The following is a 14,179-nucleotide window of genomic DNA, read 5'->3' as shown; positions in this document are numbered from 1 at the left end:
AAAAATATGATTATCAGTTGATTAATATTGAACTGTATGATTTTGAATATTGTAGTTTTTGTAAGGACAGCAAGTGATTAAACATTTCATCTTTTTAGTTTTGATTCAAAATTAAGTAAAAAACTTCATTATGAATTCCGAAAAAATTGAAATTTTTGATACCACGTTACGGGATGGGGAACAGGTCCCTGGCTGTAAACTGAATACGGAACAGAAATTAATGATTGCCGAAAAGCTGGATGAACTGGGGGTAGATGTTATCGAGGCCGGTTTTCCCGTTTCAAGTCCGGGAGATTTTCATTCCGTTTCGGAAATTTCAAAGCTGGTAAAAAATGCAAAGGTCTGCGGATTAACGAGAGCCAATCAGAAGGATATCGATACCGCCGCCGAAGCCTTACGTTTTGCCAAAAGACCGAGAATCCATACAGGAATCGGAACTTCGGATTCCCATATTAAGTTTAAATTCAATTCCAACCGGGAAGATATCATCGAAAGAGCGGTTCAGGCAGTAAAATATGCCAAAACCTATGTGGAAGACGTAGAATTTTATGCAGAAGATGCGGGCAGAACCGATAACGATTACCTGGCAAAAGTATGTGAAGCGGTTATTAAAGCCGGTGCCACGGTACTGAATATTCCCGACACCACCGGATATTGTCTTCCTGAGGAATACGGTAAAAAAATAAAATATTTAAAAGAAAATGTAACCGGTATCGATAAGGCGATCCTTTCCTGCCATTGCCACAACGATCTTGGAATGGCCACGGCCAATTCTATTTCCGGCGTTATCAACGGAGCAAGGCAAATAGAATGTACCATCAACGGACTTGGCGAACGTGCCGGAAACACCGCTCTGGAAGAAGTCGTAATGATTCTTAAACAGCATCCGAACCTTAATTTATATACGTATGTACAATCTAAAATGCTGAACCCGATAAGCCTTTTGGTTTCCGAGTTGATGGGAATGCCTGTACAGCCGAATAAAGCCATCGTAGGAGCCAATGCTTTTGCACACAGCTCAGGGATTCATCAGGACGGGGTCATCAAAAACCGGGAAACGTATGAAATCATCGATCCTTCGGAGGTAGGAGTGAATGCTTCAACGATTGTTTTAACGGCAAGAAGCGGACGTTCTGCATTGGCATACCGGTACAAGCATATCGGTTTCGAAGTTACTAAAAATGAACTCGACTTCTTGTACCAGGAATTCCTTAAGGTGGCCGACCGTAAGAAAGAAGTAGACAATGATGATCTCAGTGCAATCATCGAAAGAGTGACAAGGAAAATAGGATAGAAGCTTGATTTTAACGGAATCAATTAAAAATGGATAATAAGAAAACACTTTTTGATAAAGTCTGGGATGCGCACGTCGTAGAAACGATTCCCGACGGACCTCAGATTATTTATATCGACAAACACCTGATCCACGAAGTGACAAGCCCACAGGCATTCGCAGAACTGGAATCCAGAAACCTTGAAATTTTCAGGCCCCGACAGATTGTGGCCACTGCCGACCATAATGTACCGACGTGGGATCAGGATAAGCCGATCCGTGACGAATCTTCACGAAACCAGGTGGAGCAGCTGACGGCAAACTGTAAGAAAAATAATATTGAACTGTATGGTTTAGGCCATCCGTATCAGGGGATTGTACACATTATCGCTCCTGAACTGGGCATTACCCAGCCGGGAATGAGCATTGTCTGCGGAGACAGCCATACATCTACCCATGGCGCTTTCGGTTCCATTGCTTTTGGAATAGGGACAAGCCAGGTAGCGCAGGTTTTTGCGAGCCAGTGTCTGCTGTTGAATAAGCCAAAATCCATGAGGATCACCGTAAACGGGAAACTGAATGAAAATGTTCAGCCCAAAGATGTGATTTTATACATTATCTCAAAAGTCGGGACCGATGGCGGAACCGGATATTTCTGCGAATATGCCGGGAATGTTTTTGAGGAAATGTCAATGGAAGGAAGAATGACCGTCTGCAATATGAGCATCGAGATGGGTGCCCGCGGAGGTATGATCGCTCCCGATGAAACCACCTTTAGCTATGTAAAAGGAAAAACCTTTGCACCGCAGGCTGAAGAATGGGAAGAAAAACTGGAATACTGGAAAACTTTGAAAACCGACGATGAAGCGGTCTTTGATGCAGAGTTTTCTTTTGATGCCGCGGATATTTATCCGATGGTAACCTATGGAACGAATCCGGGAATGGGAATTTCCATCAGCCAGAATATTCCGGTACCGCAGAATGACTCTGAGGAAAAGGCATTGAAATATATGGGATTAATAGCGGGGCAGGCCCTTTCTGATATTACCGTAAACTATGTTTTTATAGGAAGCTGTACCAATGCGAGAATTGAAGATTTCCGTACCGCGGCAAACTATATTAAAGGAAAAAGAAAGTCGGAAAATGTTCAGGCCTTGATTGTTCCCGGTTCTCAACAGGTGGTAAAACAGATTTTTGAAGAAGGTCTGGATCTCATCTTCAACGAAGCCGGATTTCAGATCAGACAGCCCGGATGTTCGGCGTGTCTTGCTATGAATGATGATAAAATTCCGGAAGGCGAATATTGTGTATCCACGTCCAACAGGAATTTCGAAGGCCGTCAGGGGCAGGGTGCAAGAACCATTCTGGCCAGCCCGTTAACTGCTGCAAAAGTTGCCGTTGAAGGAAAAATTTCGGTTTTTGAAAACTGATGATAAAAGTGAATGGTGAATTTCGCTTTGCGAGTCAATTTTGCTGCGCAAGTGAATGTAAACAGTTAAAGATTCACTATTGACTTACGAAGTAAAATTGACCATTGACAAAAAGACAAATGGCGAATTTGCTTTCATATGAATTTCATACGAGTTAAAAATTGACAAGCGAAGGGGATTAACCCGCAGGAATTGACAATTGACATTTTAAAGCTAAAACAAAATGCAGAAATTAACAAAAATAACATCCCGTGCAATTCCTTTGCCGGTGGAAAATATAGACACGGACCAGATTATCCCGGCCCGTTTTTTAAAAAGTATTGATAAAAAAGGCTTCGGAGAAAACCTTTTCAGGGATTGGAGGTATAACGTTCATACCGGCGAACCGAATTCGGATTTTGTACTGAACAACCCACAGTATACCGGGGGAATTCTGGTAGCCGGAAACAATTTCGGTTGTGGAAGCAGCCGTGAGCATGCTGCCTGGGCCCTTACGGATTACGGTTTCAGAATTGTTGTTTCCAGTTTCTTTGCGGATATTTTTAAAGGGAATGCCCTGAATAATGGCTTATTACCGGTAAAAGTTTCCGAACAGTTTTTAAAGGAGATCATGAACGGCATTACAGAAAATCCCGAAAAAGAAATTACCGTGGATGTCGAAAAACAGATCATCAGTTTCGGTGACCATTCAGAAAGCTTTGAAATCGATTCGTACAAGAAAATATGCCTGATGAACGGATATGATGATATCGACTTTTTAATCAGCAGAAAACAGGCGATAAAAGAATTTGAACTAAAAACACAAAAAGTATATGAAAAATAATTTCAACATTGCCGTTCTTCCCGGTGACGGAATCGGACCGGAAGTCGTAGGGGAAAGCATTAAAATTTTAAATGCGATTGGCGAGGCTTTTCATTATCAGTTTGATTTTTCATACGGACTGATGGGAGCGGAAGCCATTTACAAAACAGGAAATCCGCTGCCGGATGAAACCCTGGAACTTTGCAGGAAGTCTGATGCGGTACTTTTCGGAGCCATTGGAGATCCTTCTTTTGATAATAATCCGGATGCAAAAGTACGCCCGGAGCAGGGGCTGCTGAAACTTCGAAAGGAACTCGGCCTTTTTGCCAATATTCGTCCGCTGAAAACCTATGCTTCGCTAGTAGAGAAAAGTCCGCTGAAGAAAGAGATCATTGATGGTACGGATATTCAGATTTTCAGGGAGCTGGTGAGCGGAATTTATTTCGGTGAAAAATTTACGGATGAAGAAGCAGGCTATGCTTATGACAACTGCAAGTACCACCGTGACGAAATCGCGCCTATTGTTCATATGGCTTTTCAGGAAGCACAGAAACGCAGGAAGAAATTGACCCTGATTGATAAAGCCAACGTTCTGGACACCTCAAGATTATGGAGAAAAGTATGCAAGGAAATTGCGGCAGAATATCCGGATGTGGAACTCGATTTTATGTTTGTAGACAATGCGGCCATGCAGCTGATCCTGAACCCGAAGCATTTTGATGTTATCGTTACGGAAAATATGTTTGGGGATATCATTTCGGATGAAGCAAGTATAATCGGCGGTTCCATCGGGTTGCTGCCATCCGCTTCCATAGGAAACGGGAATGCCCTGTTTGAGCCGATTCACGGGTCTTATCCGCAGGCGAAAGGAAAAGGAATTGCCAATCCGATTGCGTCCATTTTAAGTACCGCCATGATGCTAGATTACTTAAAACTAGATCAGGCAGCGGAGAAACTAAGACAATCCGTTGAATATGCTATTGAAAACAAATATGTAACGGTGGACCTGAACAGCCAACAGCCGTATTCTACCAGTGAAGTGGGAAGCTTTATTGCAGATTATATTACCTATTCCGAGAAATCGTATTATAATTTTGAAAATGTAAAGCTCGGAAAATCAACTATTGTATAATTTAACATAGCAAAATCCGCTTCGTAGAAATTAGTCCATAAAAAATTCACTTGCGGAGCGGATTGCTATTTACATATTAAAACACAAGACCGCAAAAATGTAATTTTATTATTACTCATTTGGTAAGGTTGCATAAGTTTTTAAGTCTCTGTGTTTTATTTTAATATTTATCATCTAAATAATAATTACAGATGCCTTTTTTTGATTTTGTAATTACATTTTAAACAGATCGATCGTTTGATTTTTATTTGTATATTTTTTTTCTGAAAAAAGGTTCTGCCTCATTTGAGACAGAACCTTTTTATTTGAAATTTATTCTTCCGTATTATCGGTTTTTCCTGAACTGTTGTTTTTTGAAGATTTCTGGACATCTTCTTTATCTACATCCGAGGGATTTGTTTTTTCCGAAGAGGCAGGTATATTCTGGAAATCCTCATTCTGTTTTTTCGTTTCTGCCTTGTTGGCATGCTCTTTACCTTTTTTATCGTCTTCTATATTCATAACTTAAAATTTTATAGTCCTAAAACGCCCAGCTTACCGGTCTGGTCTTCGATACTATAATTCAAAGCTTTTGCCAAAACGAAGATATTATTGAGATTTTCCATTAATTGTTTACGGCCTTCGGTTCTGAGCCTGTTCTGATCAATCGATCGGATGGCGGTATCTTTGGCCTTCTGCGTAACATTTTTAATATCTTTCTCGGAAATCCTGTTGAAAAAAGAATCATCTACCGACTGGATCTCCACGCTTGGCGTAATCCTGATATCGGCATCCGGTAGTTCGGTGATTTTCAGTTTCCTGTTTACCGAATCCACTTCGATTTTCATTTTATTCAAATCATACGAAACTTGCGCATTGGTTTTTGTAAAGGTAATAATGCTGTTGCTGGAAACTTCTTTGCCTAAAAATTCGTAGCCCATCTTCGTCTTCTGGATCGCTGAAGTGTTTTGCTCCATGACCACCATCTTATTCATTTTCGAAATCTGATTGGTCAGAAGATAGTAATCTGATTTTTCTGTTTTTTTACTTGGATTAAGACAAGATTTAAAACTGAAAAACAGAATAACCATCACGATTATTCCGGCAAGAAACGGAACTAAAATTTTAATATTTCTCAAAGCCTGTTTTATTTGCTGAAAATTTCTTTGATCACGGAACTGTCATCTTTCTTCAGGATTTCTACAAGATCCCGCTCGATATATCCTGTCGTTGGCATTTCAATAATCCTTCCGATCTCTTTACCATACTTCTGTACGATAATGGTCGGAACTTTCTGAACATTGAAAAGACTCTCTTCGCCATTCGGAGATTCCTTTTTACGGTTAACGGCAATAATTTTCAATTTGCCCTCCGGATAATTTACTTCCTCTAATATTTTCATCAGTCTTGGAAAGTCGCGGTGCGAATCTTCACACCAGGTTCCCAGGAAAACAACAATATTGTAAGAATTGATCTTCCGTTTTTTTAGCTCGTTAACGGCTTTCTGATCCATAGCGTATTCTTCATGTTCCTTCTTATACCAATCGGAATATGGCGCTTCAGAAAATTTGCTTTTCAGCTGCATTCCCAACAGCATCTTGCCGTCATTCGTCGTTTCTACCTCGCGGCCTACCACCACTTTTTGAGCAGCAAGCTGCTGGCCTGCAAGAAACAGGGCCGAAACGGCAAAAATATTTATAATAATTTTTTTCATGCTATTTATTACTTCTCAATAATCGTTTTTAAATCGGCTGGAGAATAATATTTGTTCTTTAGGACCTTATGATCCGCCTGTCGGTAAACATTGAATTTCTCACCCGATTTTTCATAAAAAGAATCTACTTCCTTTGCTTTATAGAACTCAACGGTTTCCTGCGCCTGTTCTTCATTATCGCAGGCTTTGGACATGTTGGACCGCTGAACTTCGTTGAACAGTTCAACAAATTTGCTGCCAAGCCCGAATTCCAGTACCGCACCGCTCAGTACATATTGCAGGTCACACAAAGCATCTGCGATTTCAACGATATTGTTGTCCGCAATAGCCTGTTTCAATTCGTTCAGCTCCTCCTGTAAAAGTTCAACCCTTAAACTGCATCTTTCCGGCGAAGGAATCTGAGGGGTTTCCAAAATAGGGGCTTTGAAAGTGGTGTGGAACTCTGCTACCTGGTTCAGACTGTCAATTTTATCCATGAATATTTTTTAATTTACGCAAATATAAAAATTAGCTTTCAGAAATCAGAATCGGGATTAAGGTTTTTCTGTCGTATACTTTTAAATTGAAATAATCTTTTTGAAATCACAAAGACTTTAAAAAAGGTAAACCAAGCTCTTACTAAATAAGGACTCCGTTTATTGAAATTGATAAAAATCAATAGTAATCGTTTTATATCGTGCAACTCATCGATCATCAATTATTACTTATAAAAAAGGCCATTCGTTTCCGGATAGCCTTTCACAAGATTAAATTGAGTATGAAATTAGTTTTTAATGAATCTCCTGGAGGTTTCCCCGATCTGTATCATGTAGGCACCTTTGATCAGGCCGCTTACATTCACGGAACCTCTTTCAAGTTTTCCTGAATTGATTAGTTTTCCACCCATATCGAAGATTCTGTAATCTTCGTTTGTCGAATTTGAAATGTGTAAAATATCCTTTGCCGGGTTCGGATAAAGTTTTATTTCTGTTATCAGATCTTTTGCACCTGGTAAGTCTCCTCTGCCTGATGAAACGATATTCACCGTGTAATCTTCAACCTGTCCGTAGGTGTAAGAACCGCAGGATGATGAAGGAATAGCATTATACTGCATCATGACCCGCATTCTGGTGCTTCCTACGCTGGCAGTAGAAGGAATCGTTACCGATCCTGTTACTGGTGAAGTGGTGGATGCCGATCTGGACCAAACAAGTTCACCACTGTCGGTAAAGTCGCCATCTCCATTATAATCGATGTATACTGCATAGGCTTCATTGTATTTGGTGGAAGTCCATACAGGTGTTACGGAAATGGTATAGGAAGATCCTTTTGTAACATTGGTTGAAACGGAAGTGAAGTTTTCATATCCTGATGTTCCTGTGGAGGTATTGTTGATCGTTCCGAACTTCACATTACCGATTCTTTCGTCAGCGGTATTTGTTGCGGAAGCAGAACAGTAGCTCACTGTACTTCCCGCAGCAGTGGTTACGGAAACCGTGTTGCTGGAAGACGAAGGATTTCCTGCTGCGTCTTTAGCCTTTACGCTGAAGCTGTAAGTGGTAGATGGCGTTAATCCGGTTACGGTATACGAAGTGGAAGAGGTAGAGCCGATCATTGAGCTTCCCTGGTAAACCTCATATCCCGTTACGCCTACATTGTCGGTAGCTCCCGACCATGAGAGATTGGTGCTGGTAGAAGTCGTTCCCGAAGCAGACAGGGTAGGAGCACTTGGAGCAACGGTATCTATTGTTCCGGAACCTGCATTTACTGTGATATTCGCATTGTTTACATCAAAGAAAATATGGTTGGAGCCTTTTACCATAATCCGTCCGGTGGAAGTGGAAGAGTTTGGAATAGTTACCGCCTGCGAACCGTCATTCGGTGTTCCTGCGAGCAGGGTAGTCCATGTATTTCCGCTGTCGGTAGACCAAAGGATATCTACATTGGATGCATTTACCCCATTGGCCGTTGTTCCGGCAACATTCCAGGTTACGGTCTGGCTGGTGCCTCCGGTATACGTTGTTGCTGAATTTTGGGAGCTTACGCTGAAAGGCCCGGCCGTTCCGTTAACCGTGATTACGGCATCGTCGGAATTATTGCCCGATCCGCCGGCTCTGTTGTCGCGAACGGTAAACCTGAAGTTATAAGTTCTTGCTACGCTGGATAGAGCTTCCACGGTAATTTCCGAACCTGCAGTCGTAGTTGCTCCGGCTAAGACAGAAGCCATTCTCGGGAAATATCTCACCGGCGTTGTCTGCGGGGTAAATGATCTGAAAGTCGGTCCTGAAGCTTTTGTGGCACTTGCCGCAGAGCTTGCTCCTGTTTGAGAAGAGGAAGCGTTGTCCATCTGTTCCCAAATATAGGTCAAAGAATCACCATTGGCATCCGTTCCTGTTCCTGTAAGCACAAATGGGGTTCCTTTCGGGATGGTATAATCCAGACCGGCATTGGCTGTAGGGATCGAATTTCCTGTACTCGTACTTACCGGGCAGGTTTTGGCTTTGATATTATTGGTAATCTGCTGAATGCTGATGGCATGGAAGAACGAATCTGAATGGGGCTGTATATCCTGGGAGGTAATTCCCGCATATCCCATAATGGTTGATCCCGATCCGGGCTCCATATTGGCTCCCGTTCCTTCGTTACTCATTGAGAAGGTGTGGTTTCCTCCGAACTGGTGCCCCATTTCATGCGCGACATAGTCGATATCGAAGTTATCCCCGGAAGGAATACCGTCTGCCGGCGAAGTATATCCGCTTCCTTTTGAGCCGTTGGTGCATACACATCCGATACATCCGGCATTTCCTCCGCCTCCGGAAGCTCCGAAGAGGTGGCCGATATCATAGTTTGCTTCTCCAATTACTGAGGTTAGGGTAGACTGCAATTGAGAATTCCAGTTGCTCATCTGTGAAGAAGGGGAATACGGGTCTGTAGAAGCATTGGTATAAATTACCGAATCATTGTTGGAAATCAGTACCATTCTTGCAGAAAAGTCTTTTTCGAAAACTCCGTTTACCCGCGTCATGGTATTGTTCATGGCAGCCAGGGCATTGGCTTTTGTCCCGCCGAAGTACGAGGTGTATTCTCCCGTACAGGATAAGGCCAGCCTGAAAGTCCTGAGCTTTGCATCATCGGCATTAGGCCTTGCCGCAAGATTGGTTGTTCCGGCAACGCCTTTCTGGGCCACATCGATTACTGTACATTCAAATGCACTTAAATTGTCTTTTTTATCCGACTTTCTGTATACTACATAGGTGGAAAGGTCTTTTGAATAAGGCTCAATAAATACAGCGGATTTGTCGCCGTAGATTTCCATTGAAGACAATCCTAAAGGGGAAACGCTGAAATAAACGGTTGTATTGGAATCTCCCAATCCTTCGCCTACATACGATTTGATGTCCGGATATTTTGCAGCTAACTGAGGATCAAAATTGGAGTTCTCCCTTACTTTAAAGTTTTCCATTTTCCCTTCCGAATTCGGAAACGAAATAATGATTTCCGATTTTTCTCCCGGTGAAAGCTTTTTCGGTGCTCTGGCAAGTACTTTTTTTAATCCGTCAATATCCAGGCTGTAGATTTTAGGATTTGTAATGGCTGACTTATTTTCGAAAATTTCTGATGTATTTTTTCCTGAAGTTTCAGACCAGAGACGGTCGGTCTGAGCGAATGAAATACCGGATGCCAGCATTCCAATCAACAATAGTTGTTTTCTCATATATATTCTTTATTTTGATTGTGGAATATCAAAGCTAATAAAAAATAAGATACGGAAAATAAAATTTTTTAAGAAAATTTTTGATAATCTATCTAAACAATTATGCGATACATTAATTATCATTAAATCATGACTTATCTGAAAAAAGAAATAGCACACGCATTTCGCGTGTGCTATTGAAGTATGGATAATATAATTCTACTTTTCTTTAGTTACTTTGTAATATCCCTTCCGATAACCAGTCTCTGGATTTCAGAAGTTCCTTCACCGATGGTGCAAAGTTTGGAATCCCTGTAGTATTTTTCAGCAGGAAAATCTTTAGTGTAGCCATACCCCCCGAAAATCTGAACAGCATTGTTGGCAATTCTTACGCAGGCTTCGGAAGCATATAATTTTGCCATAGCTCCTTCTCTGGTCATTTTCTGCTTGGCGTTTTTCAGGGTTGCGGCTCTCTGGATCAGCAACTCGGCAGCATCGATCTCCGTCGCCATATCCGCCAGCATAAAGTTGATGGCCTGGAATTCAGAAATGGATTTTCCGAATTGATGTCTTTCCTTGGCATATTTCAAAGCTGCTTTGTAAGCACCTCTTGCAGTTCCTAAACTCAATGCCGCAATGGAGATTCTTCCACCGTCAAGAATTTTCATGGCCTGTTTGAAACCTTCGCCAACTTCTCCCAAACGGTAGGAATCCGGTACACGTACGTTATCGAAAATAAGTTCTGCCGTTTCGGAAGCCCTCATTCCCAGTTTGTTTTCTTTTTTACCTGAACTGAATCCCGGCATTCCTTTTTCCAGCACAAACGCTGTTGAATTATTTTTAGCGCCTTTTTCACCTGTTCTTGTCATTACAACAGCAATATCTCCTGAAATGGCATGCGTGATAAAGTTTTTGGCACCGTTGATGATCCATTCGTCGCCATCTCTTACGGCTGTTGTAGACATTCCTCCGGAATCCGAACCTGTATTGTGCTCTGTAAGTCCCCAGGCTCCGATTACTTTTCCTGAAGCCAATTGAGGAAGCCATTTATGTCTCTGTTCTTCGTTTCCGAATTCATAGATATGATTGGTGCAAAGTGAATTGTGTGCCGCCACAGAAAGTCCGATTGAAGGATCTACCTGAGAGATCTCATCCAGGATCGTTACATATTCATGATACCCGAGACCGGAACCGCCATACTGTTCAGGGATTACGATTCCCATGAAACCCATTTCTCCCAGCTCATGAAACAAATCCTTAGGGAACGTCTGACTCTCGTCCCACTCCATAATATTGGGCCTGATATTCTTTTCAGCAAACTCCCTTGCCGTTTCCGCTATCATTTTGATATTGTCAATAGTCTCTGTATTCATATAGATAATAGTTATTTCCCAAAGATAAATAAATTGCGGTAACACCCAAAAAAATTATTGTACCCATAGGATTTTATTCGCAAAAAACTAATTTCCAATTTTTTATATTCTTACAATTAATAATTTTTTAATAAAATTTTCTAAAATTTAAGAGAATTAATTTACTATTTTAGCCTCCCCAATTTTTGTGTGCATGAAAAAAATTCTCCTTCCTGTCATTTTAATTTCGTCCTGTCTTGCAGCGCAGGCTCCGGCAGGTTACTATAACGGAACGGCCGGTCTTACAGGATACGCTCTGAAATCAAAGCTCCACAATATTATTTCAACAAAGAATATTAACTGGAATTACGGTGACCTGCAGAATTTTTATAACCAGACTGATCTGGATAAATATTATGATCACACCGCTACAAATACAACGTATTTACTGGATATTTATTCTGAAATCCCTTCGGGTCCGGATGCATACGAATACACATCTGCGCAGATGATCGGCAGTGCTTCAGGAGAAGGGCTTGGCTGGAACCGCGAGCACATGATGCCGCAAAGTACGTTTTACAGCAATTACCCGATGTATTCCGATCTTTTTTATGTAGTGCCTACCGATGCTTACATCAATCAGCGGAGAAGCAATTATCCTTATGGAATTGTTGGCTCTACGATTTATTATACGTTTACCAATTCTTCCAGGATTGGGAACTGTGCAATCCCGGGAGTGTCTTACACCGGCAGGGTGTACGAACCAATCAATGAATTCAAAGGGGATGTAGCCAGAAGCCTCCTGTATTTTGCAGTGCGGTACGAAGGAAAATTAGGAACCTTTAATTTTAATAATAATACGAACCCGGTGTCCGACACCAATCCGCTGGACGGAACGGAAGAACGGTCGTACGATCCGGCTTACATCAACATGCTGCTTCAGTGGCACCAGCAGGATCCGGTTTCTCAAAAGGAAATCGACAGGAATAATTCGGTGTACGCTATACAGAACAACAGAAATCCTTTTATCGACAATCCTTCCTGGGTAAATGCAATCTGGAGCCAGGTGCCTGATGCTGTTGCACCACAGGCTCCCGTGAATCTGTCAGCCACCCAGAACAGCGCTTATTTCACCTCACTGAGCTGGACTGCAAGTACGAGTACCGATGTGATCGGCTATAAAATTTACCAGAACGGAACATTGATCGGATCGACAAAAAATACAACATTTGTCGCTGATCACTTAACACCTTCCACAGCGTATACTTTTACGGTTAAAGCTTATGATAACGGTTATCTTCTTTCGCCGGACAGCAATACGGTTTCTAGCACGACATTAGCTTCCGATACGTATGCTAAAGATATCATGGTTACAAAATATCTGGAAGGAACATCAAATAACAAAGGGCTGGAAATTACCAATAAAACCGGCCATCCTGTAAATCTGAGCGATTACCGGTTATCCATTCAGCTGCCGAGCGGAAGCAATTACTATTATCCGGATCCTTATGAGCTGGAAGGAATGATACAGAATAACGAAAGCGTAGTGGTCCTGAATCCGGCGGCAAATTTTTCGTGTTATACTACCGGCCAGGCAACCTTCGTAACGGCAGCTCCGCAAATGACGTACACCGGAAGCCAGTACCTGGAATTAAGATACAAATCTTCAACAGTTGATGCCATCGGAGTTCCCAGTACCAATAACTCTTCTACATTAGGGAATGTTTCCTTATACAGAAAAGCCGCTGTGAATCAGCCTGTGGCCACCTTCAACATCAACGAGTGGGATTCTTATCCGAGCAATTACTGCCAGAACCTGGGAACATTGGCTGCTCTAGAAACCATTAATACTAGGGAAAATGAGTTTAAGATTTATCCGAATCCTGCATTTGATAACATCTTCGTAAACGGTAAAACGGAGAATATAAAATCCGCACAGATTGTAGATTATTCCGGAAAGCTGATCTATTCGGAGGAGAATCCTTTTAGAAATAAGAAAAATATTCCTGTTCAGACATTACCTGCAGGTTCATATTTATTGAAACTGGATGGAAAAACATATCCGTTTATCAAAAAATAATCTTAGATACAATTTTTACAGCTCATAATCAGCTGTTTATCACTCAATCGATATAAGCAGATGTACCGATATTCAATATCTATAAGTACATCTGCTTATATTTTTTATTTATAAGTAATTATGCTTATATTTGCAAAATGATAGCGGTCATTACCGGAGATATTATAAATTCACAACACGCGGAAACAGAGGTTTGGATTACCAGACTTAAAAATCTTCTCGACAATTGGGGGAGCGCTCCCGAAACATGGGAAATCTACAGGGGAGATGAGTTTCAGTTTAAATGTAATATCGATGACGTGTTCTGGCGGTTCTTAGCTATAAAATCATTAATCAGAAGTCAGGAAAATTTAGATGTGCGCATGGCCATCGGTATCGGCGAAGAAAATTTTTCGTCCGGAAAAATTACCGAGTCCAACGGAACGGCGTACGTGCATTCCGGAAGATTGCTGAACGATCTGAAGAATGACGGGCACACCGTTTCCATCAAAACTTCCAACGGTTCTGTAGACCGTGATCTGAATATTCTGCTGAAATGGTCTTCCAAAGATTTCGACAGCTGGACGGTAGCTACGGCCGAGATTATCCATGAAATGATCATGAATAAAGACATCACGCAGGAAGATCTTGCGAAAAAATTTGCGATCTCACAATCGTCGGTAAGCCAGCGGCTGAAACGGGCAAATTATGAACTGATTGTGGAAACCAACCAGTATTTCAGAAAAAAAATCTCCGAACTCTAAG

The 14,179-nt window shown here is 41.6% G+C and carries 12 protein-coding genes; 6 read left to right on the top strand and 6 right to left on the bottom strand.

The features are described from left to right. Nucleotides 1-130: 130 nt before the first annotated feature. The 4 genes from QE422_RS12585 to leuB all read left to right on the top strand — a co-directional run bounded on the left by QE422_RS12585 (nt 131) and on the right by leuB (nt 4,637). On the top strand, nt 131-1,294 hold the full coding sequence (locus QE422_RS12585; protein WP_307458837.1) for a 2-isopropylmalate synthase: 1,164 nt from the start codon (nt 131-133) through the stop codon (nt 1,292-1,294). A gap of 29 nt (nt 1,295-1,323) precedes the next feature. Next, the gene (gene leuC / locus QE422_RS12580; RefSeq protein WP_307458834.1) at nt 1,324-2,703 is read left to right on the top strand and encodes a 3-isopropylmalate dehydratase large subunit; all 1,380 of its coding nucleotides are present in this window, start codon (nt 1,324-1,326) and stop codon (nt 2,701-2,703) included. Between the two features lie 223 nt (nt 2,704-2,926). After that, the gene (gene leuD, locus QE422_RS12575) at nt 2,927-3,526 is read left to right on the top strand and encodes a 3-isopropylmalate dehydratase small subunit (protein ID WP_307458832.1); all 600 of its coding nucleotides are present in this window, start codon (nt 2,927-2,929) and stop codon (nt 3,524-3,526) included. Then, nucleotides 3,516-4,637 carry a 3-isopropylmalate dehydrogenase gene (gene leuB / locus QE422_RS12570; RefSeq protein WP_307458830.1) on the top strand — a complete coding sequence of 374 codons (1,122 nt, stop codon included), beginning with the start codon at nt 3,516-3,518 and terminating at the stop codon, nt 4,635-4,637. The genes leuD and leuB overlap by 11 nt, the downstream gene beginning before the upstream one ends. A gap of 312 nt (nt 4,638-4,949) precedes the next feature. Here the strand turns inward: leuB and QE422_RS12565 are convergent, their stop codons facing one another. From QE422_RS12565 to QE422_RS12540, 6 genes are all read right to left on the bottom strand, one after another. Next, nucleotides 4,950-5,138 carry a hypothetical protein gene (locus QE422_RS12565; RefSeq protein ID WP_307458827.1) on the bottom strand — a complete coding sequence of 63 codons (189 nt, stop codon included), beginning with the start codon at nt 5,136-5,138 and terminating at the stop codon, nt 4,950-4,952. Between the two features lie 11 nt (nt 5,139-5,149). Continuing rightward, a complete protein-coding gene (locus QE422_RS12560; RefSeq protein WP_307458825.1) occupies nt 5,150-5,755 on the bottom strand; it encodes a DUF4230 domain-containing protein in 606 nt (201 codons plus the stop codon). Nucleotides 5,756-5,763: 8 nt separating this feature from the next. Further along, on the bottom strand, nt 5,764-6,330 hold the full coding sequence (locus tag QE422_RS12555; protein WP_307458822.1) for a thioredoxin family protein: 567 nt from the start codon (nt 6,328-6,330) through the stop codon (nt 5,764-5,766). Between the two features lie 8 nt (nt 6,331-6,338). Then, nucleotides 6,339-6,806, bottom strand: coding sequence for a nucleoside triphosphate pyrophosphohydrolase family protein (locus tag QE422_RS12550; RefSeq protein ID WP_307458819.1), 468 nt, complete (start codon nt 6,804-6,806; stop codon nt 6,339-6,341). Nucleotides 6,807-7,093: 287 nt separating this feature from the next. After that, nucleotides 7,094-10,024, bottom strand: coding sequence for a reprolysin-like metallopeptidase (locus QE422_RS12545; RefSeq protein WP_307458817.1), 2,931 nt, complete (start codon nt 10,022-10,024; stop codon nt 7,094-7,096). 212 nt (nt 10,025-10,236) lie between these two features. Beyond that, nucleotides 10,237-11,376 (bottom strand): acyl-CoA dehydrogenase family protein, encoded by a 1,140-nt coding sequence (locus tag QE422_RS12540; protein ID WP_307458814.1) that lies wholly within the window; start codon nt 11,374-11,376, stop codon nt 10,237-10,239. A gap of 193 nt (nt 11,377-11,569) precedes the next feature. Here QE422_RS12540 and QE422_RS12535 point away from each other — a divergent pair, with 193 nt between their 5' ends. Further along, a complete protein-coding gene (locus QE422_RS12535) occupies nt 11,570-13,435 on the top strand; it encodes an endonuclease (protein WP_307458812.1) in 1,866 nt (621 codons plus the stop codon). Nucleotides 13,436-13,572: 137 nt separating this feature from the next. Beyond that, entirely contained in the window at nt 13,573-14,178 is a 606-nt protein-coding gene (locus QE422_RS12530; RefSeq protein ID WP_307458809.1) for a SatD family protein, read from the top strand. The last annotated feature ends 1 nt before the right edge of the window (nt 14,179 follow it).

The organism is Chryseobacterium sp. SORGH_AS_0447, from assembly GCF_030818695.1.
Lineage (GTDB): Bacteria > Bacteroidota > Bacteroidia > Flavobacteriales > Weeksellaceae > Chryseobacterium.
Note: the sequence above shows the minus strand (reverse complement) of the source record. Positions and strands in the feature narration are given on the sequence as shown.

Coding starts and splice junctions, on each gene's coding strand:
- QE422_RS12585 (WP_307458837.1), top strand. CDS start 131: ATGAATTCCGAAAAAATTGAAATTTTTGATACCACGTTACGGGATGGG.
- leuC (WP_307458834.1), top strand. CDS start 1,324: ATGGATAATAAGAAAACACTTTTTGATAAAGTCTGGGATGCGCACGTC.
- leuD (WP_307458832.1), top strand. CDS start 2,927: ATGCAGAAATTAACAAAAATAACATCCCGTGCAATTCCTTTGCCGGTG.
- leuB (WP_307458830.1), top strand. CDS start 3,516: ATGAAAAATAATTTCAACATTGCCGTTCTTCCCGGTGACGGAATCGGA.
- QE422_RS12565 (WP_307458827.1), bottom strand. CDS start 5,138: ATGAATATAGAAGACGATAAAAAAGGTAAAGAGCATGCCAACAAGGCA.
- QE422_RS12555 (WP_307458822.1), bottom strand. CDS start 6,330: ATGAAAAAAATTATTATAAATATTTTTGCCGTTTCGGCCCTGTTTCTT.
- QE422_RS12550 (WP_307458819.1), bottom strand. CDS start 6,806: ATGGATAAAATTGACAGTCTGAACCAGGTAGCAGAGTTCCACACCACT.
- QE422_RS12545 (WP_307458817.1), bottom strand. CDS start 10,024: ATGAGAAAACAACTATTGTTGATTGGAATGCTGGCATCCGGTATTTCA.
- QE422_RS12540 (WP_307458814.1), bottom strand. CDS start 11,376: ATGAATACAGAGACTATTGACAATATCAAAATGATAGCGGAAACGGCA.
- QE422_RS12535 (WP_307458812.1), top strand. CDS start 11,570: ATGAAAAAAATTCTCCTTCCTGTCATTTTAATTTCGTCCTGTCTTGCA.
- QE422_RS12530 (WP_307458809.1), top strand. CDS start 13,573: ATGATAGCGGTCATTACCGGAGATATTATAAATTCACAACACGCGGAA.